This is a genomic window from Lentzea rhizosphaerae (genome assembly GCF_042649515.1).
Lineage (GTDB): Bacteria > Actinomycetota > Actinomycetes > Mycobacteriales > Pseudonocardiaceae > Lentzea > Lentzea aerocolonigenes.
Genome location: NZ_JBHRZI010000044.1, coordinates 80,830 through 99,573, shown reverse-complemented (window position 1 = coordinate 99,573; position 18,744 = coordinate 80,830). Strand labels below are relative to the sequence as shown.

19 protein-coding genes are annotated in these 18,744 nt (G+C 70.3%); 8 read left to right on the top strand and 11 right to left on the bottom strand.

Features of this window, described 5'->3' with window-relative positions:
• The 7 genes from ACFOWZ_RS41170 to ACFOWZ_RS41140 form a co-directional block, all read left to right on the top strand.
• On the top strand, window positions 1-912 hold a 912-nt coding region (locus tag ACFOWZ_RS41170), incomplete at its 5' end, for a carbohydrate ABC transporter permease (protein WP_382379414.1).
• The gene (locus ACFOWZ_RS41165) at window positions 909-1,727 is read left to right on the top strand and encodes a carbohydrate ABC transporter permease (RefSeq protein WP_382379413.1); all 819 of its coding nucleotides are present in this window, start codon (window positions 909-911) and stop codon (window positions 1,725-1,727) included. The genes ACFOWZ_RS41170 and ACFOWZ_RS41165, both read left to right, overlap by 4 nt.
• Before the next feature lie 2 nt (window positions 1,728-1,729).
• Window positions 1,730-3,109, top strand: a complete 1,380-nt coding sequence (locus tag ACFOWZ_RS41160) for a GH1 family beta-glucosidase (protein WP_382379412.1) — start codon at window positions 1,730-1,732, stop codon at window positions 3,107-3,109.
• On the top strand, window positions 3,106-4,125 hold the full coding sequence (locus tag ACFOWZ_RS41155) for a LacI family DNA-binding transcriptional regulator (protein WP_382379411.1): 1,020 nt from the start codon (window positions 3,106-3,108) through the stop codon (window positions 4,123-4,125). Before ACFOWZ_RS41160 ends, ACFOWZ_RS41155 begins: the two co-directional genes overlap by 4 nt.
• An 87-nt stretch (window positions 4,126-4,212) precedes the next feature.
• Window positions 4,213-4,548, top strand: a complete 336-nt coding sequence (locus ACFOWZ_RS41150) for a hypothetical protein (RefSeq protein ID WP_382379410.1) — start codon at window positions 4,213-4,215, stop codon at window positions 4,546-4,548.
• Window positions 4,549-4,823: 275 nt separating this feature from the next.
• Window positions 4,824-6,833: a cellulose binding domain-containing protein gene (locus ACFOWZ_RS41145; protein WP_382379409.1), complete on the top strand. Its 2,010-nt coding sequence runs from the start codon at window positions 4,824-4,826 to the stop codon at window positions 6,831-6,833.
• Window positions 6,834-6,850: 17 nt separating this feature from the next.
• On the top strand, window positions 6,851-8,449 hold the full coding sequence (locus ACFOWZ_RS41140) for a cellulase family glycosylhydrolase (RefSeq protein ID WP_382379408.1): 1,599 nt from the start codon (window positions 6,851-6,853) through the stop codon (window positions 8,447-8,449).
• A 72-nt stretch (window positions 8,450-8,521) separates the two neighbouring features.
• On the opposite strand, the gene ACFOWZ_RS41135 is transcribed toward ACFOWZ_RS41140, so the two are convergent.
• Window positions 8,522-9,079, bottom strand: a complete 558-nt coding sequence (locus tag ACFOWZ_RS41135) for an NAD(P)H-dependent oxidoreductase (protein WP_382379407.1) — start codon at window positions 9,077-9,079, stop codon at window positions 8,522-8,524.
• Between the two features lie 86 nt (window positions 9,080-9,165).
• On the opposite strand from ACFOWZ_RS41135, the gene ACFOWZ_RS41130 reads away from it, so the two are divergent.
• Window positions 9,166-9,768 (top strand): TetR/AcrR family transcriptional regulator, encoded by a 603-nt coding sequence (locus ACFOWZ_RS41130; RefSeq protein WP_382379406.1) that lies wholly within the window; start codon window positions 9,166-9,168, stop codon window positions 9,766-9,768.
• Here the strand turns inward: ACFOWZ_RS41130 and larE are convergent.
• From larE to ACFOWZ_RS41080, 10 genes are all read right to left on the bottom strand, one after another.
• A complete protein-coding gene (gene larE, locus ACFOWZ_RS41125; RefSeq protein WP_382379405.1) occupies window positions 9,755-10,555 on the bottom strand; it encodes an ATP-dependent sacrificial sulfur transferase LarE in 801 nt (266 codons plus the stop codon). The genes ACFOWZ_RS41130 and larE overlap by 14 nt on opposite strands.
• Window positions 10,555-11,694 carry a nickel pincer cofactor biosynthesis protein LarC gene (gene larC / locus ACFOWZ_RS41120; RefSeq protein WP_382379404.1) on the bottom strand — a complete coding sequence of 380 codons (1,140 nt, stop codon included), beginning with the start codon at window positions 11,692-11,694 and terminating at the stop codon, window positions 10,555-10,557. Before larC ends, larE begins: the two co-directional genes overlap by 1 nt.
• Window positions 11,695-11,752: 58 nt before the next feature.
• The gene (gene larB, locus ACFOWZ_RS41115) at window positions 11,753-12,430 is read right to left on the bottom strand and encodes a nickel pincer cofactor biosynthesis protein LarB (RefSeq protein ID WP_382379403.1); all 678 of its coding nucleotides are present in this window, start codon (window positions 12,428-12,430) and stop codon (window positions 11,753-11,755) included.
• On the bottom strand, window positions 12,427-13,548 hold the full coding sequence (locus tag ACFOWZ_RS41110) for a glycerate kinase (protein ID WP_382379402.1): 1,122 nt from the start codon (window positions 13,546-13,548) through the stop codon (window positions 12,427-12,429). The genes larB and ACFOWZ_RS41110 overlap by 4 nt, the downstream gene beginning before the upstream one ends.
• On the bottom strand, window positions 13,545-14,828 hold the full coding sequence (gene larA, locus ACFOWZ_RS41105) for a nickel-dependent lactate racemase (protein ID WP_382379401.1): 1,284 nt from the start codon (window positions 14,826-14,828) through the stop codon (window positions 13,545-13,547). Before larA ends, ACFOWZ_RS41110 begins: the two co-directional genes overlap by 4 nt.
• Complete coding sequence (locus tag ACFOWZ_RS41100; RefSeq protein WP_382379400.1) at window positions 14,828-15,676, bottom strand: amidohydrolase family protein; 849 nt, start codon at window positions 15,674-15,676, stop codon at window positions 14,828-14,830. Before ACFOWZ_RS41100 ends, larA begins: the two co-directional genes overlap by 1 nt.
• Entirely contained in the window at window positions 15,673-16,518 is an 846-nt protein-coding gene (locus ACFOWZ_RS41095) for a fumarylacetoacetate hydrolase family protein (protein ID WP_382379399.1), read from the bottom strand. Before ACFOWZ_RS41095 ends, ACFOWZ_RS41100 begins: the two co-directional genes overlap by 4 nt.
• A 32-nt stretch (window positions 16,519-16,550) precedes the next feature.
• The gene (locus ACFOWZ_RS41090) at window positions 16,551-17,519 is read right to left on the bottom strand and encodes an aldo/keto reductase (RefSeq protein ID WP_382379398.1); all 969 of its coding nucleotides are present in this window, start codon (window positions 17,517-17,519) and stop codon (window positions 16,551-16,553) included.
• Window positions 17,512-17,637, bottom strand: coding sequence for a hypothetical protein (locus tag ACFOWZ_RS41085; protein WP_382379397.1), 126 nt, complete (start codon window positions 17,635-17,637; stop codon window positions 17,512-17,514). Before ACFOWZ_RS41085 ends, ACFOWZ_RS41090 begins: the two co-directional genes overlap by 8 nt.
• Window positions 17,638-17,854: 217 nt before the next feature.
• Window positions 17,855-18,634 carry a FadR/GntR family transcriptional regulator gene (locus ACFOWZ_RS41080; RefSeq protein ID WP_382379395.1) on the bottom strand — a complete coding sequence of 260 codons (780 nt, stop codon included), beginning with the start codon at window positions 18,632-18,634 and terminating at the stop codon, window positions 17,855-17,857.
• Window positions 18,635-18,744 lie beyond the last annotated feature (110 nt).

Genomic DNA, 18,744 nt, shown 5'->3' with positions numbered 1-18,744 from the left:
CGCCCGCGGCCCCCGCGGCGGCACCGTCTGTCCAAGCTGGACACGAAGGTCTCGCCGTACCTGTTCGTCGCGCCGTTCTTCCTCCTGTTCGGCGCGATCGGCATGTTCCCGTTGCTGTACACGGCCTACGTCTCCCTGTTCGACTGGGAGGTCGGCGCCGACGAACCGACGTTCATCGGCCTCGACAACTACAAGACGCTGTTCGCGGACGACCAGTTCTGGAACGCGCTGTTCAACACGTTCAGCATCTTCGTTCTCTCCAGTGGTCCGCAGATCGTCGTCGCGGTGGCCCTCGCCGCGCTGCTGAACGAGAACCTGCGGGCCCGCACCGGCTGGCGGATGGGTGTCCTGCTCCCCTACGTCGCGAGCCTCGTGGCCTTGACGATCATCTTCGGCAACCTGTTCGGGCCGCAGTACGGACTGGTCAACAACGTCCTCTCGGCCGTGGGCATCAGTCCGATCGACTGGCAGGCCGACACGTTCGGCAGCCACATCGCGATCGCGTCGATGGTCAACTGGCGCTGGACCGGCTACAACGCGCTGATCGTGCTCGCCGCGATGCAGGCCATCCCCCGTGACATCTACGAGGCGGCGGTCGTCGACGGCGCGAGCGCGCTGCGGCGGTTCTTCAGCATCACGCTGCCGTTGCTGAAGCCGACGCTGATCTTCGTGATCGTCACCTCGACGATCGGCGGTCTGCAGATCTTCACCGAGCCCAAGCTGTTCGAGCCGTCCGGCGGCAGCGGTGGCGGCGCGGAGCACCAGTACCAGACCGTCGTGCTCTACCTGTACCAGTCGGCGTTCCAGGGACTCGACCTCGGTTACGCCTCCGCCATCGCGTGGGTGCTGTTCCTGATCATCATCAGTGTCGCCGCCCTCAACTTCTTCCTCACGAGGAGGGCGGTGCGATGACGACCCGCAGACCGTCTTTCCTGATCTACGGGTTGCTCGGCGCGTTCGTGCTCGGCTCGGCCTTCCCGTTCTACTGGTCGTTCCTGGTCGCGAGCCGCGACAACGCCGTGCTGACCGGGGACTTCACGCTGATCCCCGGCGGGAACTTCTTCTCCAACGCCATGCGGGTGTTCGACACCATCCCGTTCTGGAAGGCGCTGGCCAACAGCTTCATCGTCTCCGGGACCGTGACGGTGTCGGTGGTGCTGCTGTCCACGCTGGCCGGGTTCGCGTTCGCCAAGCTGCGGTTCCGCGGCCGCGGTGCGCTGTTCCTGTTCGTGGTGGCAACGTTGGCAGTGCCCACCCAGCTCGGCATCATCCCGCTGTACATGGCGATGGCCGAGTTCGGCTGGGCCGGTGAGCTCGAAGCCGTGATCGTGCCGAACCTCGTCACCGCGTTCGGTGTGTTCTGGATGAGGCAGTACCTGCTCGACGCCGTTCCCGACGAACTCGTCGAGGCTGCCCGCATGGACGGCTGCAGCCTGTGGCGAACTTTCTGGCACGTCGCTCTTCCCGCCGCCCGGCCTGCCGCCGCGATGCTGGGCGTGTTCACGTTCATGCAGTCCTGGAACGACTTCCTGTGGCCACTGGTCGTGTTGAACGCCGACAACCCGACCCTCCAGGTGGCCCTGGAGAAGCTCCAAAGCGGGTACTACGTCGACTACTCGCTCGTACTCGCCGGAACGACACTCGCAACGGTTCCGGTGCTCATCGTGTTCCTCGTGCTCGGGCGGCAGATCGTCGCCGGTGTGATGCAGGGCGCCGTCAAGGGGTGAAAATGGAGAACATTGTTTTCCCACAGGGTTTTCTGTGGGGAGCCGCCACCGCTGCGTTCCAGGTGGAGGGTGCGACCGAGCTCGACGGCCGCACCGACTCCATCTGGGACGAGTTCTGCCGGCAGCCCGGCAAGGTGGTCGGCGGCGACTGCGGTGAACCCGCCGCCGACCACTACCGCCGGTTCGAGCAGGACGTGGCGATGATGGCCGATCTCGGGCTCAAGGCGTACCGGTTCTCGATCGCCTGGCCGCGGGTGCGGCCGGACGGCGGCGACGTGAACCCGGCCGGGCTCGACTTCTACAAGCGGCTGATCGACACGTTGCTGGAGCACGACATCGTGCCGTGGCCGACCCTGTACCACTGGGACCTGCCGCAGAAGCTCGAGGAGGCGGGTGGCTGGGCCAACCGCGACACCGCGTTCCGGTTCGCCGACTACGCGGCCGCCACCGTGGAAGCGCTCGGTGACCGCGTCGGCACCTGGACGACGTTGAACGAGCCGTGGTGCTCGGCGTTCCTCGGCTACGCGTCGGGAGTGCACGCGCCGGGCCGCACCGACCCGCGTGCCGCTGTTGCCGCCGTGCACCACCTGCTGCTCGGGCACGGTCTCGCCTCCACCACGATCCGTGCCGCGGCACCGGAGGCGAAGGTCGGCATCACGCTGAACATGTACCCGATCATCCCGGTGAACCCGAGTGATCCTTCGGACCTCGACGTCGCGCGCAGGCTCGACGGGTTGCAGCAGCGCATCTTCCTGGACCCGTTGCTGCGCGGCGAGTACCCCGCCGACATCCTCGCGGACCTCGAGCCGTTCGGGTTCGGCGAGCACGTGCGCGACGGCGACCTCGGCGTGATCTCGGCGCCGATGGACATGCTCGGCGTCAACTACTACACCGAGCACTACGTCAGCTCGTCGCCCAACGGCAGCGAGCCCGGACCGTCGCCGTGGGTGGGCGTGCAGCACGCGTCGTTCCCCCGCCGTGACGCGCCCAGGACCGACATGGACTGGGAAGTCCACCCGGACGGTCTCACCACCGTGCTGCTGCGGCTGCACCACGACTACCCGCGGCTTCCGCTCTACATCACGGAGAACGGCGCCGCGTTCCGCGACGACTTCTCCGGCAACGGTGCGATCGACGACGTCGACCGGACCGGCTACATCGCCTCGCACCTGCGCGCCGCTCACACGGCGATCAAGGCGGGGGTCGACCTGCGCGGCTACTTCTGCTGGTCGCTGCTGGACAACTTCGAGTGGGCCGAGGGGTACGCGAAGAGGTTCGGCATCGTCCACGTCGACTACGCCACCCAGATCCGGACCCCGAAGATGAGTGCGAGGTGGTTCAGCAGGGTGGCCCGCGACAACGCGCTGGTCACCGTCTCATGACGGAAGGCAGGAGTCGCCGCCCCGGCCCGCGCATCGAGGAGGTCGCGCGCGTGGCCGGGGTGTCGAAGTCCACCGTCTCCCGGGTGATCAACGGCGAGAAGTACGTCAGCGAGCGGTCACGCCAGGCGGTGCACCGCGCGATCGCGATGCTCGGCTACAGCCCGAACCACGCCGCGAGAACCCTCGCGGGCAGCAGGGCCAACGCGATCGCGCTGGTGATCTCCGAACTGGGCAGCCGGGTGCTCGCCGACCCGTTCTTCGCCGGCGTGCTGCGCGGGGTGCACGCCGAGCTGGCGGGCCGGCACGTCCAGCTGCTGATGATGATGAACCAGCCGCTCGACGGCGAGGACCAGGTCTCCTACCTCACCGGCGGCCACGTCGACGGCGCGCTGGTGGTGAGCCTGCACGGCGAGGATCCGTTGCCGCGCACGCTGCACGAGACGGGGCTGCCCATCGTGGTGGGCGGCCGCCCTCTCGCGGGCGGCGCCGTCCCGTTCGTCGACTCGGACAACTTCAACGGCGCGTTGCAGGCGGTGCGCTTGCTGGTTTCGTTGGGGCGCCAGAAGATCGCCACGATCGCGGGCCCGCACGACATGGCCGTCGGCATGGACCGGCTCAGCGGGTGGCGCTGCGGGCTCGCGGAGCACGGCATGTCCGTGGCTTTGGTGGTGCACAGCGACTTCACGCCGGAGAGCGGTGCGCTGGCGATGGAGGAGCTGCTGCGCAGAGCTCCCGATCTCGACGCGGTGTTCGTGGCGGCCGACATCATGGCGTTGGGAGCGTTGAGAGTGCTGCAGGCGCGCGGCTACCGGATCCCCGACGACGTGGCGGTCGTGGGGTTCGACGACTCGGTGCTCGCGTCGACCGCCGTGCCCCCGCTCACCACCGTGCGGCAGGACGTCGAACAGTTCGGCCGCACCTTGACCTGGCGCCTGCTCGCCGAGCTCGCCGGCGACGAGAAACTGCCGCAGTCGATCCTGCTGCCGACCTCGCTGGTGCGAAGAACGAGCGCCTGACCTCTGCGCGAATCGAACGCATTCGACGCGAAAGTAATTCCTCTCCAGCCTGAACCACAGCCAGGAGCAGGCCGTATTCACCACTGCGTGAGAACAGAGCGGGGGTTGCGGATGCAGGCAGGCAGGTTCTTCGACGAGTCACCGGACGACGCTCCAGCGCTGCCGGAAGAGGCGCTTCTGCGCGTGCTGTGGATGACCGCACAGGGAATGGTGTGGCCGTGGCTGTTGCAGAGCATGTGCCGCCCGGACGCGATCAAGCGCGCTCTGGAGGCGGAACTGATCTGGGCACCCGTCGGTGACCACCTCGGCTACCACATCACCGACGCGGGCAGGCGGCGGATTGTGGAGTGGTACCAGGAAAACCGTCCTGGGCGAGGTGCGGAGGACAACGCCGGCCACTGGCGTGCGGTCACCCAGCGCTGACCGCACCGACAGCGACGCACCAGTGCGGGGTGTCGTCGCGGGCCCTGGACTCGGGCGCGGGTCCAGGGCCGTCGGCTGTGCACGGATGCTTTGTGCCCCAACGAAAATCGTCACCGTTCGACTCGAATCGACGCGGCCGGCGCACCATCGGGCACTGTAAAACCTGAGCAGGGCAACGGAAACTCGTCGAAGGCTCCGAACGCCGTCTTGACCACCGGCGATCGAAGCCTGAGTCTGGGAGCGCTCCCAGACTCGACGACGAGGACGTGATGCGCATGGCACGCCGCCGGCTCCTTCTGGTGATCGCGCTCGTCGCGGCCTGTCTGCCCGGGGTGGCGGCTGCCGCACCGGACGCCGCCGTCGTGGTCAACGCGAAGGCAGGGCTGGCGACCGTGCCGGACACCGCGATCGGCGTGAACCACGCGATCTGGGACGGCCAGCTCGGCACGAACGCGGTGAACGACCTGCTCGGCGACGCCGGCGTGCGGATGATGCGCTATCCCGGTGGTTCGTACGGCGACATCTACCACTGGAAGGACCACACGGCCCCCGGCGGGTACGTGGCGCCTAACACCGACTTCGACACGTTCATGGCCGGTGTGCGCAGGGCGCAGGCACAACCGATCATCATCGCCAACTACGGCACCGGCACACCGCAGGAAGCCGCCGACTGGGTTCACCACGCCAACGTGACCAAGGGTTACGGCGTGAAGTACTGGGAGATCGGCAACGAGCTCTACGGCAACGGGCACTACGGGGCCAGCTGGGAGGCCGACAACCACCCGGACCGCAGCCCCGCCGGGTACGCCAGGGAAACCGTCGCGTTCGCCAGGGCGATGAAGGCGGCCGACCCCACGATCAAGGTCGGCGCGGTGCTCACCACCCCCGCGAACTGGCCGGACGCGATCGTCGGCACCGGGGACGCCGCGAGCTGGAACCAGACGGTGCTGTCGATCGCGGGCCCGCACGTGGACTTCGTCATCGTGCACTGGTACCCCGGCGGGTCCACGACCGCGCAGTCCCTGGCGAGCACCGACCAGATCCCCGACATGATGTACCTGTTGCGCCAGCAGATCGCCCAGTACGCGGGACCGGACGCGGACCGGCTCGGCATCGCCATGACCGAGATGAACGCCACGTACGGCCGCAACACCCAGCCGGGCGCGCTCTTCGCGGCGGAGGCCTACACCTCGTTGCTGGAGAACGGCGTCTTCACCGTCGACTGGTGGAACGTCCACAACGGAGCGACCAAGGCGTCCACAGTGGCCGGTCAGCCCGACTTCGACGACTTCGGCCTGCTCTCCAGCGGAACCTGCCTGGAGAACGGTCCCTGCGAACCGGCGCTCAACACGCCGTTCGCGCCGTACCACGCGCTGAAGATGCTGAGTCTCTTCGCGAGCCCCGGCGACCAGCTCGTCCGTGCGGGATCAGGCGATCCGGCGATCAGGGCGCACGCGGCACGCCGGCCGAACGGTGATCTCTCCGTGCTGCTGCTCAACTCCGACGAGAACAACTCGCGCACGGTCGCCATCGACTACGCGGGTTACACACCGTCCGCGAGTGCGCCGACCGTCCACACGTTCACCAACGGCGCCACCGGTGTCACGACGTCGACGGACGGCAGCGCGACGACCAGGACGCTGCCTCCGTTGTCGCTCACCACGCTCGTCCTGCACCCGTCGAACCCGGCCCGGCTTCCCGCCGCGCCCGGCAAGCCCAGCGCCTCCACCACCGACCGGACGGCGACGATCACCTGGCCGTCCGTGCCCGGTGCGGTGAAGTACGAGATCCACCGCCAGCTCGGCACGACCAGCGAGCAGTGGGGCGAGACGCCGGGAACCTCGTTCACCGTCGCAAACCTCGACCCCGGCAGCAGGTACACGGTCAACGTGCTGGCGAGGGACGCCGCGGGCGCGCTGTCGTGGGCCTCTCCCCCGCTCACCCTCACCACCGGCAGCCCGGCGCAGAGCACCTGCACGGTCCGGCTGTCCAACGTGACCGACTGGGCCAGCGGGTTCGTCGGCAACGTCGAGATCACGAACGGCGGCACGCAGCCGATCGCCGACTGGACCCTGAACTTCACCTGGCCCACCGACCTGCAACAGGTGTCGTCGGGCTGGAACGCGACGTGGGCGCAGACCGGGAAGGCGGTCACCGTCACCGGCTCCGCGCGCATCGAACCGAACGCGACGGTCAGCACCGGTTTCGTCGGCGCCTACACCGGACCGAACATCCCGCCAGCGGCCTTCACGCTGAACGGAACTCTCTGCCACACAGCGTCTTGAACCACGAAGGAGAGCGAATGAAGCTGCGGCACAACGTTGTGGGCGCGCTGATCGCGGCTGTCGTGACCGCGGCCGGGATGGTCGCCATCGGCACCGCCCCGGTCACGGCGGTGGCGGCCGCCGGCGGCACCGGCACCGGGTACCTGCACACCAGCGGGAACAAGATCCTGGACAGCACCGGCGCGACGGTCCGGCTGACCGGCATCAACTGGTTCGGGATGGAGACCGACAACAAGACCTTCCACGGCCTGTGGGCCAGCCGCACATGGCGCCAGCAGGTCGACCAGATGGCGCAGCTGGGCTACAACACGTTGCGCATCCCGTACTCGAACGACGCGCTGAAGCCCGACGCCAAGGCCACCGGCATCAACGACTACAGCAACCCCGACCTGGTCGGGCTGTCGCCGTTGCAGATCCTCGACAAGGTGATCGCCTACGCGGGCCAGAAGGGGATGCGCGTCATCCTCGACCGGCACCGGCCGACCAGCGCCGGGCAGTCCGCCCTCTGGTACACGGCGAGTGCCCCGGAGACCACCTGGATCAACGACTGGAAGATGCTCGCCCAGCGCTACGCGGGCAACACCACGGTCATCGGCGCCGATTTGCACAACGAGCCGCACGCCGAGGGCACCAACCCGGCCGCGACCGGTTCCTGCTGGGGCTGCGGCGACACCGCCCGCGACTGGCGGCTGGCCGCCGAACGCGCGGGCAACGCGATCCTGGGTGTGCAGCCGAACTGGCTGATCTTCGTCGAGGGCGTGAGCTGCCCGAGCGGCGGGCTGTCGAACGTGTGGGACGGCGACCCGTCCAACGACGAGGACTGCGGCTGGTGGGGCGGGAACCTGTCGAAGGCGGGCCAGTTCCCGGTGCGGCTGAACGTGGCCAACCGGTTGGTCTACTCCCCGCACGAGTACGCGACGTCGGTCTACAACCAGCCGTGGTTCAGCGCGCCCGACTACCCGGCGAACATGCCGGCGATCTGGGACAAGTACTGGGGTTACCTGTACAAGCAGAACATCGCGCCGCTGATGATGGGCGAGTTCGGCACCACGCTCGCCAACCCGGTCGACAAGGTGTGGCTGGAGAACCTCATGGCCTACACCGGGACCGGCGTCAACGGCATGTCGTTCACCTACTGGTCGTGGAACCCGAACTCCGGTGACACGGGCGGCATCCTGAACGACGACTGGACCACCGTGAACCAGGCGAAGCAGAACATCCTGCAGCCGTACCTCATCCCGCCGGCCGGTGGTCCCGGCCCGACGACGACCACGACGACCACCACGACCGGTGGCGGTGGCACCGGCGCGTGCAAGTCGGCGTGGAAGCTCGACAACTCGTGGCAGGGCGGGTTCCAGGGCTCGTTGACGGTGACCAACACCGGGACGGACGCGGCCAACCCGTGGAAGGTGACGTTCACGCTGCCCAGCGGGGTCACCATCTCCAACGGCTGGAACGGCACCTTCAGCCAGAGCGGCACCACGGTCACGGTGACCGCGCCGTCGCACGCCCCGTCGCTGGGCGGTGGGGCGTCGGTGTCGCTCGGCTTCACGGCCAACGGCACCACGGCGGCGCCTGCTGCCGTGGCGCTCAACCAGTCGGCCTGCACCGCCTGACCCTGAACGCACGCGGGGCCCTTTCGTACTCCAGAAGAGTACGAAAGCTCCCCGCGTACTCTCTGTAACGATTCAGGCCGTGACGGAGGTGCGGGCGGCCAGGCCCTCGATGACGCCGCTCAGCTTCTCGGTGACCTCGGGGTCGTCGACCGGGTGCAGCTCGGCGAAGCGGACCACCGAGGAGGAGATCGACAGCGTCAGGTCGTCGGCGACCTCGGCACCGGCGATCTTGGCGGCCTTGCGGGCCTCGTCCTGCGCCCACACGCCGCCGTACTGGCCGAACGCGGTGCCGACGACGGCGACCGGCTTGCCGACCAGGGCACCGGCGCCGTACGGGCGCGACAGCCAGTCGATGGCGTTCTTCAGCACGGCGGGAATGGTGCCGTTGTACTCGGGGGAGACCAGCAGCAGTGCGTCGGCGTCAGCGGCTGCCTCGCGGAGCTTGACCGCGGCGGCGGGAACGCTGCCCTCGGCGTCGATGTCCTCGTTGTAGAACGGCACCGTGTCCAGGCCGTCGTACAGGCCGACCTCGACGTGCTCCGGCGCGATCTGGGCCGCGGCTTCGGCGAGCCTGCGGTTGGTCGAGCCGGCGCGGAGGCTGCCGACGAGGGTGAGGATGCGGACGGCCATGACGAACTCCCAGTTGCAAGCTGTGGTTGAACGGTCCCCACCGTAAACGGGACGCGGCCCGTTTATCTTCCGGCTAGGCTGCGAAGGTGATCGACGGCACATCCCTGCCCCTCCTGGGCGCTGAAACACCGCTGCGCGCGGACGCCGTGCGCAACCGAGCCCTCCTGCTGGAGGCGGCGGCGCGGCTGGCGGCCGAACGCGGCGCGGGTGCCCTCACGATGGAGACGGTGGCCGCCGCCGCGGGGGTCGGGAAGGGCACCGTGTCGCGGCGCTTCGGCGACCGCAACGGACTGCTCCAAGCCCTGCTGGACCACACGGAGCAGGTGTTCCAGCAGTCGTTCCTCAGCGGCCCGCCGCCACTGGGACCCGACGCGGACCCGGCGACGCGGCTGCGGGCGTTCGGACCGGCTCTTCTGCACCACGAACACGCCCAGCACGACCTCTACCTGGCCGCGGAACCCGCGGGTGGCCGGAAGTTCACGGTCCCGCCTCACCGCCTGCGCCACACCCACGTCGCGGCGCTCGTTCGCGCGGTCCTCCCGGACGCCGACGCAGAACTGCTGGCCCACACCCTTCTGTCCACAGTGGACGTGGTGCTGGTCGACCACCTGGTCCGCGTGCACGGATTTTCGCTGGAACGGATCGAGGCGGGCTGGCACGACCTGCTCGACCGGCTCACTCGTGGTTGAGCGCCCCTGACCGGAAGACCGCGAGCTCGGCACGTTCGAACCCCGCTGTCCTGACGAGGTCGGCCAGTGCCTGCTCGATCTCCGGTGCCTCGGCGAGGTGCTGGTCGAGCTCGACCCGTGCGACGTCGCCCAGGTCGCGGACTCGGAGGTCCCTGCTCGGGGTGCCCGCTTCGGCGAGCCAGGCCCTGGCCGCCTGCTCCGCGCGTTCCACCCTGGCGAGCCGCGCGGGCGTGATCGTCAGCCCGTACCGCACCCGGCTGGCCAGACACGGTTGCGCGGGTTTGTCCCACGTGGACAGTTCCCAGTGCAGGCTCACCGCCCGGACGTCGGCCTTCGTCATCCCGAGGTCGCGCAACGGGGTGTGCACCCCGATCTCGTCGCCGGCCCGGATGCCCTGCCGGAACGGGTCCCGCGCGTCGTCGGCGTTCGTGCCGGTCGCCACCGCCGGGATGCCCTGCTCCCGTGCGACCTCGGTGATGGCGTCCAGGACGGTGGACTTGCAGAAGTAGCAGCGGTCGCGGCCGTTCGCGACGTAGCCGGGGTTGTCCAGCTCGGTGGTGCCGGGTGCGATGTGCCGCACGCCGAGGTCTCGGGCGAACGCGGCCGCGTGCCGCAGTTCGGCGGCGGCGAGGCTCGCGGAGTCGGCGGTGACCGCGAGGACCGCCGCCGGCCCGTTGGCGCGGACCGCGGCCGCGAGGACCAGTGCGGAGTCGGTGCCTCCGGAGAAGGCGACGGCGACCGGCCCGATCTCGGCGAGCTCGGTGACGAGCCGGGTGGCGATGTCCATCAGGGCTGCTCCTTCTCCGCGGCCGCCAGCACGGCCCGCAACGGCAGCCCCGTCTGCCTGGCCACCGCGACGGCGTCGTCGTACTCGGGTTTGCCGCGGTGCGGACCGTGCTTGCGGCGCACCGGCATGCCGTGCACGAGCACGGTGTCGGTGGTGCGCGCGGCCGCGGTGCGCCGGACGGTGGTCCACCGCACGCCGAGCGTCCCGGTCTCCGCGAACAGCAGCCGTTCGACCTCTTCGGCGGCCTCCGGGGTCACCAACGCGTGCAGGACGTGCGCCGGCCGCCCCTTCTTCATCACGGCAGGGGTGATCCAGCTGTCGAGGGCACCCCGCTCGAGCAGCAGCTCGGCGACGTGCCCGAGAACCTCACCGGTGACGTCGTCGAGGTTGGTCTCCAACACGACCAGGTCCCGCACGTCGGCCTCGACCTCGCCGAGCCGGACGACCGCGACGTTGGGCCTGTCGGGCAGCGTGCGCGTGCCGGCGCCGTACCCGGTGGCGGACAACCGCATGGCAGGCGGCGGCCGGTAGTCGGCTCCGAGCGCGAGCAGCAGGGCGGCGGCCGTGGGCGTGACCGTCTCGCCGGTCAAGTTGGTACCAGTTACCTGCGCGCCTTCGAGCAACTCGGCGGTGGCCGGAGCCGGGCACGGCAGGAGGCCGTGGGCGGTGCGGACGGTGCCGGTGCCGAGCGGCAGCGGTTCGCAGTGGACGGTGCGGACTTCGAGAGCGTGCAGGGCTGCGGCGACCCCGACGATGTCGACGAGGGTGTCGTGACCTCCGAGCTCGTGCAGGTGCACCTCGTCGGGGTGCTCACCGTGCAGGCGTCCCTCGACCTCGGCGATGGCTCTCAGGGCGGCGACCGCTGTGTCGGCCACCGCGCGGTTGCGGACCCGGCCGGCCATGGCGATCAGTTCGGCGGCTTTGCGGGTGGTGGCGTGGTCGGAGACGGACACCGTGGCCTGGGCGGCGGTGAGGCCGTGGGTGGTGACGCGGGGGACGGTGAGGTCCCAGCCGGTCAGGCCGGTGTCGGTGACGGCAGCGCGGATGGCGTCGAGCGGGGCGCCGGCGTCGACCAGGGCGGCGAGGAGCATGTCGCCGGCCAGGCCGGTGAACGGGGAGATGACGCAGATGCGGGTCATGGGGTGCTCCGGCGGGCCGCGTGGGAGGGGTCGGGTGAGGCCTGACAGCTGACGAGGGTCACGACGTGCTCCGGCACGCCACCCGCGACAACCGGAACGCCGCCATCGCCGCGCCGAACCCCGAGTCGATGTTCACCACGGTGATCCCGGCCGCGCACGACGCGTGCATCGCCAGCAACGCCGTCACGCCCTCCAACCCGGCGCCGTATCCGGTCGAGGTCGGCACCGCGACCACCGGGCACGCCACCAGGCCGCCGATCGCGCTCGCCAGCGCGCCCTCCATGCCCGCCACCACGATGACGGTGTCCGCGGCGCGCAGGCGGTCCTGCTCGGCGAGGAGGCGGTGCAGGCCCGCCACGCCCACGTCCGTGACGAGGGTGACGTCCAGGCCCACCGCCGTGGCGATCGCGGCGGCTTCCAGGGCTACCGGCTGGTCCGCGGTGCCTGCTGCGGCCACGACGACCGTGAACGTCGAGCGTGGTGCTGGGCGCCACACGAGCAGGCGGGCCGACTCGTCGTACGAACCACCCGGCACGGCGTCCAAGACCTCAGAAGCGGACTCGACGCGGGTGACGAGGACCGGGCCGTCGTTGTGCTGCAACAAGGTCCGGACGATCGACACGATCTGCACAGCGGTCTTGCCGGTGCCGTAGACGACCTCGGGGAGTCCCTGGCGCGCCTCGCGGCCGACGTCCACGCGTGCGAAGCCGAGGTCGACCGCATCGGATCCGGTCACGCCGCCCCTCCCCTCTCCACGACCGAAGTCAGTTCGCGGCCGATCTGCGCCAGCAGCTCGGGGGCTTGGGAGATCGCGGGCTCCAGAGAGCCCGCGCGTTCGAGCAACGACCAGGCGCCGACGATGCCCGCCGATCGCAGGTCAGCCACCTGCAGCCGGACGTCTCCCGCGACCACCACGACCGGTACGCCGTGCCGGGCGGCCGCTTCGGCGACGCCCACGGGGGCCTTGCCGCGCAGGCTTTGCGCGTCGAACCGGCCCTCGCCGACCACGACCAGCGAGGCGCCGCGCAGGGCCTCCTCGAGGCCGATCTCGCCCAGCACGAACTCGGCTCCCGACACGCGCTGGGCGCCGAGGGCCGCCAACGCCGCGAAACCCGCGCCGCCCGCCGCGCCCGCGCCGGGTGACGAGCTCACGTCACGGCCGGTCGCGCGGGTCATCGCCGCGGCGAACTCGCGCAGGCCGCGCTCCAGCACCTCGACGTCGCGCGGTGAGGCGCCCTTCTGCGGGCCGAACACCGCGGCAGCACCGGAAGGACCAACGAGCGGGTTGTCCACATCGGACATCAGCGACACACGCGCCAGACGTAACCGGAAGTCCAAAGAGGACAGATCGACGTGCGCCACCCCGGTCAACGCGGCACCGCCCGGGCCCAGAGGCACGCCGCGGGAGTCGGTGATGCGGGCGCCGAGCGCGCGCAGCAGGCCCGCTCCCCCGTCGGTCGTCGCGCTGCCGCCCACCGCGAGGACGATGTCGAGGCAACCGTGGTCCAGCGCGGCACGGATCAACGCGCCGGTCCCGTGGCTGTCGGCGACGAGCGGGGCCGGTTCGCCGCCCGGCAGCAGGTCGAGTCCGCTGGCCCTGGCCATCTCGATCACGGCACGGGTGCCGCGCACCGCGAACGCCGCACGCACCGGGCGTCCGGTCGGCCCTGTCACGTCGGCCTGCACCTCGCGATAACCGGCCCGCGCCAACGCTTCCAGCGTTCCTTCGCCGCCGTCGGCGACCGGCATCGCCGTCGCCCGCCCGCCGGCCTCGGCCACACCCTTCACGACCGCCGCGCACGCCTGTGCCGCGGTGAGGCATCCCCGGAACTTGTCCAGGCAAACGAGAATCACCGGCGCAACCCCTCGACGTAAGGAATCGTCTGCGGCCCCTCGGGCAACACGCACAGGCGAGCGTCCGGCCCGGCCGCCGCCAACGCCTCGGCCACCGCAAGAGAAATGTCCGCGGTCTGCGAAAGGTGCGCGGTGGCCAGCTGAGCATCGCTCAGGTGCGAGGTCCGCATGACGACCCGGCAGTCGGCCTGGATGCGGGCCTGGATCTGCACCTGCCACTGGTCCGGCACAGTGACCTCCCGCGACGAGATCTCCGCGAACAACGCCGCCGGCGAGTCCGCCGAGGCCAGCACCTCGCGGTACGAGCCGTGGTCGGGGAAACCGTCGCGGCACTCGGCGGCGCACACGATCGTGCCGCCCGGCTTCACCACCTCGTAGGCGGCCGACATCCCCTTCACGGCCTGGTAGAGGTTCTGGTCGAGCGGATAGCCGGAGTTCGTCGTCACCACCACGTCGAACAGCTGCGGCACCGGCTGCATCGCCACTGAACGAGCCGTGCTCACGGCGGCGGCGTGCATCGCGAGCAGATCACCGCCGAACGCGGCGACGACCTCCTTGTCCTGGTTCAGCACCACGTCGAACCCGAACGTCACGCCGGTCGCGGCCGCGATGGCACGCACGTCGTCGTGCACCGGGTTGCCCTCGATGATCCCCCACGTCGCCCGCGGGTGCCCGATCCGGCGCGCGTCGTGCAGCACCAGCACTGTCTCCAGCGCGGCGAGGCCGGGCGCGACCAGCTTCGGCCCGCCGGAGAAGCCGGCGAAGAAGTGCGGTTCGACGAACCCCGTGGTGATCCGCACGTCCGCGGTGACCCACTCGCTGTTGAGCCACACCGGCACGTCCGCGCCGAGCGTTCCCATCCACGTCAGGCTCGCGCGGTCGCGGGCGTCGTGGTTCACGATCCGCACCGTGTCGACCACCTCGTCACCGAACATCGCGCGCAGCTCTGCCTCGGTGTTGCCGCGGTGCGTCCCGGTCGCGACCAGCACCACGACGTCGGCGAGGTCGACCAGTCCGTCGAGCTCCTCCAGGATCGCCGGGATCATCAGGTGCCGAGGTTGCGGCCGCGTCCCGTCGCAGGCGGAGATCGCGACGGTCTGGCCCCGGCGCACGCGGTCCCGCAACGGCGGACCCGCCACCGGTTCACGCAACGCCCGGCGGAGAACCTCCCGCGGCGGCGCGGAAACCGGGTGGTGCTTCGGCGTCACGACCGTCGTCACCGCCGGGTCGACGCGCAGGTCCAGCCCCGTCTCGCCGTAGGCCAGGCGCACGGTGTCCATCACTTCGCTCCCAGGTAGACGCGCTCGGCCGTACCGCCGAAGACCAGGTCGCGCTCGGCGGCGCTGAGCCCGGAGGTCAGCTCCTCCGCGACCACCAAGACCTCCTCGTAGGACGCCGCGAGCAGGCAGACCGGCCAGTCCGTGCCGATCATCAGCCGCTCAGGGCCGAACGCCTCCAGTGCAACGTCCACATAGGGCCGGAAGTCGGCGACCGTCCACTGCGGACCGGCTTCGGTGACGAGACCCGACAGCTTGGCGGTCACGTTCGGCGAGGCCGCGAGTGCCGCCAGATGCGTCGCCCACGGCTCCAGCGAGCGTCCGGCGATGTCCGGTTTGGACAGGTGGTCCAGCACGAACACCAGGTCCGGCACCGTCCGCACCGCCTCGACTGCCGCGGGCAGCTGGTGCGGACGGGTCAGCACGTCGTACGCCAGCCCGGCGTCGCGCACGGCCCGCAGTCCGGTGATCACGTCGGCTCGCAGCAGCCAGTGCGGATCCGGTTCGGCCTGCACCAGGTGCCGGACACCCACCAGCCGGTCGCCGCCCGGTCCCGACCGCAGCCGGTCCAGCTGCTCGGCGACGTCGGGCGCGGTGAGGTCGACCCAGCCGACGACGCCCTCGATCAGGTCGGAGTTCCCCGCCACCGCGAGGAACTCCGCCGTCTCGTCGACGTCGTTCAGCACCTGGACGAGCACCGTGGCGTCGACCCCGGCCGGTCCGGCCACCGCGCACAGGTCCTCCGGTCCGAAGTCGCGCCGGATCACCTCCAGCTCGTCGAGCCACTCCTGCGGCCGCGCGGAGAGATCCCACAGGTGGTGGTGGGCGTCGATGCGCCGCGCCGCGGTCATGCCTGACCGATCCGCTGCCGCTGCACGCCGAGCCCGTCGATCGTGAGCTCTACAGAATCCCCGGCACGCAGGTACTCGAAGTCGTTCACGCCGAGCGCCACTCCCGCGGGCGTGCCCGTGTTCACGACGTCACCGGGTTCGAGGACCATGAACTGGCTGAGATACCAGATGACGTGGTGGACGCCGAAGAGCATGTTCCGGGTGTTGCCGTCCTGCCGGAGCTCACCGTTGACGCTGAGCCTCAGGCCGAGCGCCTGCGGGTCGCCCACCTCGTCGGCGGTGACCAGCCACGGCCCCAGCGGGTTGAACGTCTCGCAGGACTTGCCCTTGGTCCACTGACCGCCGCGCTCGATCTGGAACTCGCGTTCGCTGACGTCGTTGGAGATCGCGTAGCCCGCGATGACCGCCGCCGCGTCCTGCGGGCTCTCCAGGTACCTCGCGGGCGCGCCCAGCACGACGGCCAGCTCCACCTCGTAGTCGGTCTTCACGCTCCCGCGAGGTACGAGCACGGTGTCGTCCGGCCCGACGACGGTGTTGGTGTTCTTCATGAACACCACGGGTTCGGCGGGCGGTTCCGCCGAGGTCTCCGCCGCGTGGTCGGAGTAGTTGAGGCCGATGCAGATCAGGGCACCGGGACGGGCGACGGGCGCGCCGATCCGCAGGCCCGTCACGTCCAGCTCCGGCAGGCCGGGCAGGGCGTCGCGCACCCGCGCCACGCCACCGCCCGCCAGGAAGTCGCCGTTGATCTCACTCGTCACCGGGCGCAGGTCGCGCGCCTGGCCGGCGTCGTCGAGCACCGCGGGGACCTCGGAGCCCTTCTCACCCACTCTGAGCAGTCGCATCGCCGTTCCTCAATCGTTCGTGTGGAAGCTGGTCACGGGGTCGGCACGCCGACCTCGATCAGCCGTGCGTCACGCAGTTCCGCCCACAGCGCGGCGGGGACGGGCGTGGCGAACACGGCGACGTTCGCGCGGATCTCGGCCTCGGTGCGGGCTCCGATCAGCGCGCCGGTCACCGCCGGGTGACCGAAGGGGAACCACAGTGCCGCGGCCGGCAGCGTCGTGCCGTGCCGCGCGCAGATCGCGGCGATCCGCCTCGCCCGGTCGACCACCGCGGCCGGGGCCGTGCGGTAGTCGTAGGTGGCGGACGCCGGAACCTCCTGCATGGCCAGCAGACCGGAGTTGAAGAGCCCGGCGGCGACGACCTCGACGCCGAGCCGCGCGCACAACGGGAGGAGCTCGGCCAGCGCCGGCTGCTCCAGCAGCGTGTAGCGGCCGGCGAGCAGGATCGTGTCGACGGTGTCCGAACCGGACTCCAGCACGAACCGGGCGAGCATCTGCCACTGGTTCATCCCGATGCCGATCCTGCTGATCACGCCTTGCCGCCGCAGTTCCACCAACGCGGGCAGGGCCTCGTGCACCGCCTGGTCCCAGTGGTCGTCGGGGTCGTGCAGGTGCACGACGTCCACGCGGTCGAGCCCGAGTCGATCCAAAGAGGACTCCAGGCTTCGGCGCACACCCTCCGCGCTGAAGTCCCACACGCGCCGCTGGGTCGCCGGCACCGCGAAGCCCTCGGGATCGAGCCCGCGACCGCCGGGGTCGGGCACCAGCAGGCGTCCCACCTTGGTGGACAACAGGAACTCGTCCCGCGGACGCTCGCGCAACGCGGCGCCGAGCCGCCGTTCCGCCAGTCCCAGCCCGTAGTGCGGCGCGGTGTCGAAGATCCGGACACCGGTCTCCCACGCCGCGTCCACCACGGCACGGGCCTCGCGCTCGGTCACTTCCGCGTACAGGTTGCCGAGCGGGGAGGTGCCGAGTCCCAGCCGGCTCACGACATCAGCCACGCGGACGCAACCGCGACGCGTCCATACCGCCGTCCACGGCGAGCCGCGCACCGCGGTCGGCCGGCAGCTCGGCCGCGCCGCGGCCGATGCCGGAGCCACCGCCGGTGACCAGCGCCACCACTGAGGTTGAACGATCAGAGTGCAGCCTCGGCGTGTCGCCAGCGTGTCGCCCTCGGCTGTTTGGCGCGAAAAGCACGTTCGGGCCATCTATCGGCCCGAACGTGCTTTTCGCGCCAAACGCGGCACCGGGTGCTCCACTGATCGTGGTGACACCCTGACAGTTCAACCTCACCAGGCCGTCGAAGTCACTCATGTCGCGTCCGTTCATCGGTGGGTCAGCGCTCCAGCCGGCTGGGGTCACCCGCGGCACTGCGCCGCACGAGCCACGCTTCGGTGATGTGGGCGTACATCGCGGCCGCCGCACCCTCCGGGTCGTGCGCCGCGATCCGCTCGTAGATGCGGCGGTGGCCCTGGTTCGAGGCCACGCACAGTTGGCGGTCGGTCCGGCCCGTGTAGCGGGCCGTGTGGAAGACCTGGCTCTCCAGCGCCCTCACGACGCCCCTGGCGATGCGGTTTCCGGACGCCCTCATGATCGTGTCGTGGAAGAGGTAGTCCTGGTCGCGATAGGACGCCGGGTCGTCCACCATCTGGTCCATGAGGTCCACGAGAGCGCTCAGCGCGTCCAACGTCTCCTGGTCCGCGGTGCGCGCGGCGGCCAGCGCCATGTCCGACTCGAGCAGCCTGCGCGTGACGACGAGGTCGTCGAGGACCGCCAGCGTCTCGTCCTCGGCGATGACCGCCCCGAGCACCAGCTCGTCGAGCATGTTCCACGACGACGGTTCCGTGACGATCGTGCCGGCTCCCTGGCGGACCTGCACCAGACCCTTCTCCTGCAGGACTTTCATCGCCTCGCGGATGACGGTCCTGCTGACCGAGAACGTCTCGCACAGCACCGGCTCCGGCGGCAGCGACGAGCCGGACGGGTGATCACCGCGCACGATCCGTTCGACGAGCTCGGTGGTGATCGCCCTGGCCAGGTTCGCGGGCCGGCGCGCCCAGTCCGGGGCGGCGAGCGCGGTCACGGACGCGCTCGGTTGCTGGCCTGATGCCGTCATCGTTCCTCCGTTGCACCGCTCGCCGGCGGGCTGAGCGTCCGGTCGAGTGTAACCACAAACGGCCGTTGACGTAATACGTCATACGAATTACGTTCAGCAGCACTTCGCCG

What these genes read in the sequence shown, in the direction of transcription:
- ACFOWZ_RS41165 (WP_382379413.1), top strand. Translation starts at nt 909, where the DNA reads ATGACGACCCGCAGACCGTCTTTCCTGATCTACGGGTTGCTCGGCGCG.
- ACFOWZ_RS41160 (WP_382379412.1), top strand. Translation starts at nt 1,730, where the DNA reads ATGGAGAACATTGTTTTCCCACAGGGTTTTCTGTGGGGAGCCGCCACC.
- ACFOWZ_RS41155 (WP_382379411.1), top strand. Translation starts at nt 3,106, where the DNA reads ATGACGGAAGGCAGGAGTCGCCGCCCCGGCCCGCGCATCGAGGAGGTC.
- ACFOWZ_RS41145 (WP_382379409.1), top strand. Translation starts at nt 4,824, where the DNA reads ATGGCACGCCGCCGGCTCCTTCTGGTGATCGCGCTCGTCGCGGCCTGT.
- ACFOWZ_RS41140 (WP_382379408.1), top strand. Translation starts at nt 6,851, where the DNA reads ATGAAGCTGCGGCACAACGTTGTGGGCGCGCTGATCGCGGCTGTCGTG.
- ACFOWZ_RS41135 (WP_382379407.1), bottom strand. Translation starts at nt 9,079, where the DNA reads ATGGCCGTCCGCATCCTCACCCTCGTCGGCAGCCTCCGCGCCGGCTCG.
- larE (WP_382379405.1), bottom strand. Translation starts at nt 10,555, where the DNA reads ATGGACATCGCCACCCGGCTCGTCACCGAGCTCGCCGAGATCGGGCCG.
- larC (WP_382379404.1), bottom strand. Translation starts at nt 11,694, where the DNA reads ATGACCCGCATCTGCGTCATCTCCCCGTTCACCGGCCTGGCCGGCGAC.
- larA (WP_382379401.1), bottom strand. Translation starts at nt 14,828, where the DNA reads ATGGACACCGTGCGCCTGGCCTACGGCGAGACGGGGCTGGACCTGCGC.
- ACFOWZ_RS41100 (WP_382379400.1), bottom strand. Translation starts at nt 15,676, where the DNA reads ATGACCGCGGCGCGGCGCATCGACGCCCACCACCACCTGTGGGATCTC.
- ACFOWZ_RS41095 (WP_382379399.1), bottom strand. Translation starts at nt 16,518, where the DNA reads ATGCGACTGCTCAGAGTGGGTGAGAAGGGCTCCGAGGTCCCCGCGGTG.
- ACFOWZ_RS41080 (WP_382379395.1), bottom strand. Translation starts at nt 18,634, where the DNA reads ATGACGGCATCAGGCCAGCAACCGAGCGCGTCCGTGACCGCGCTCGCC.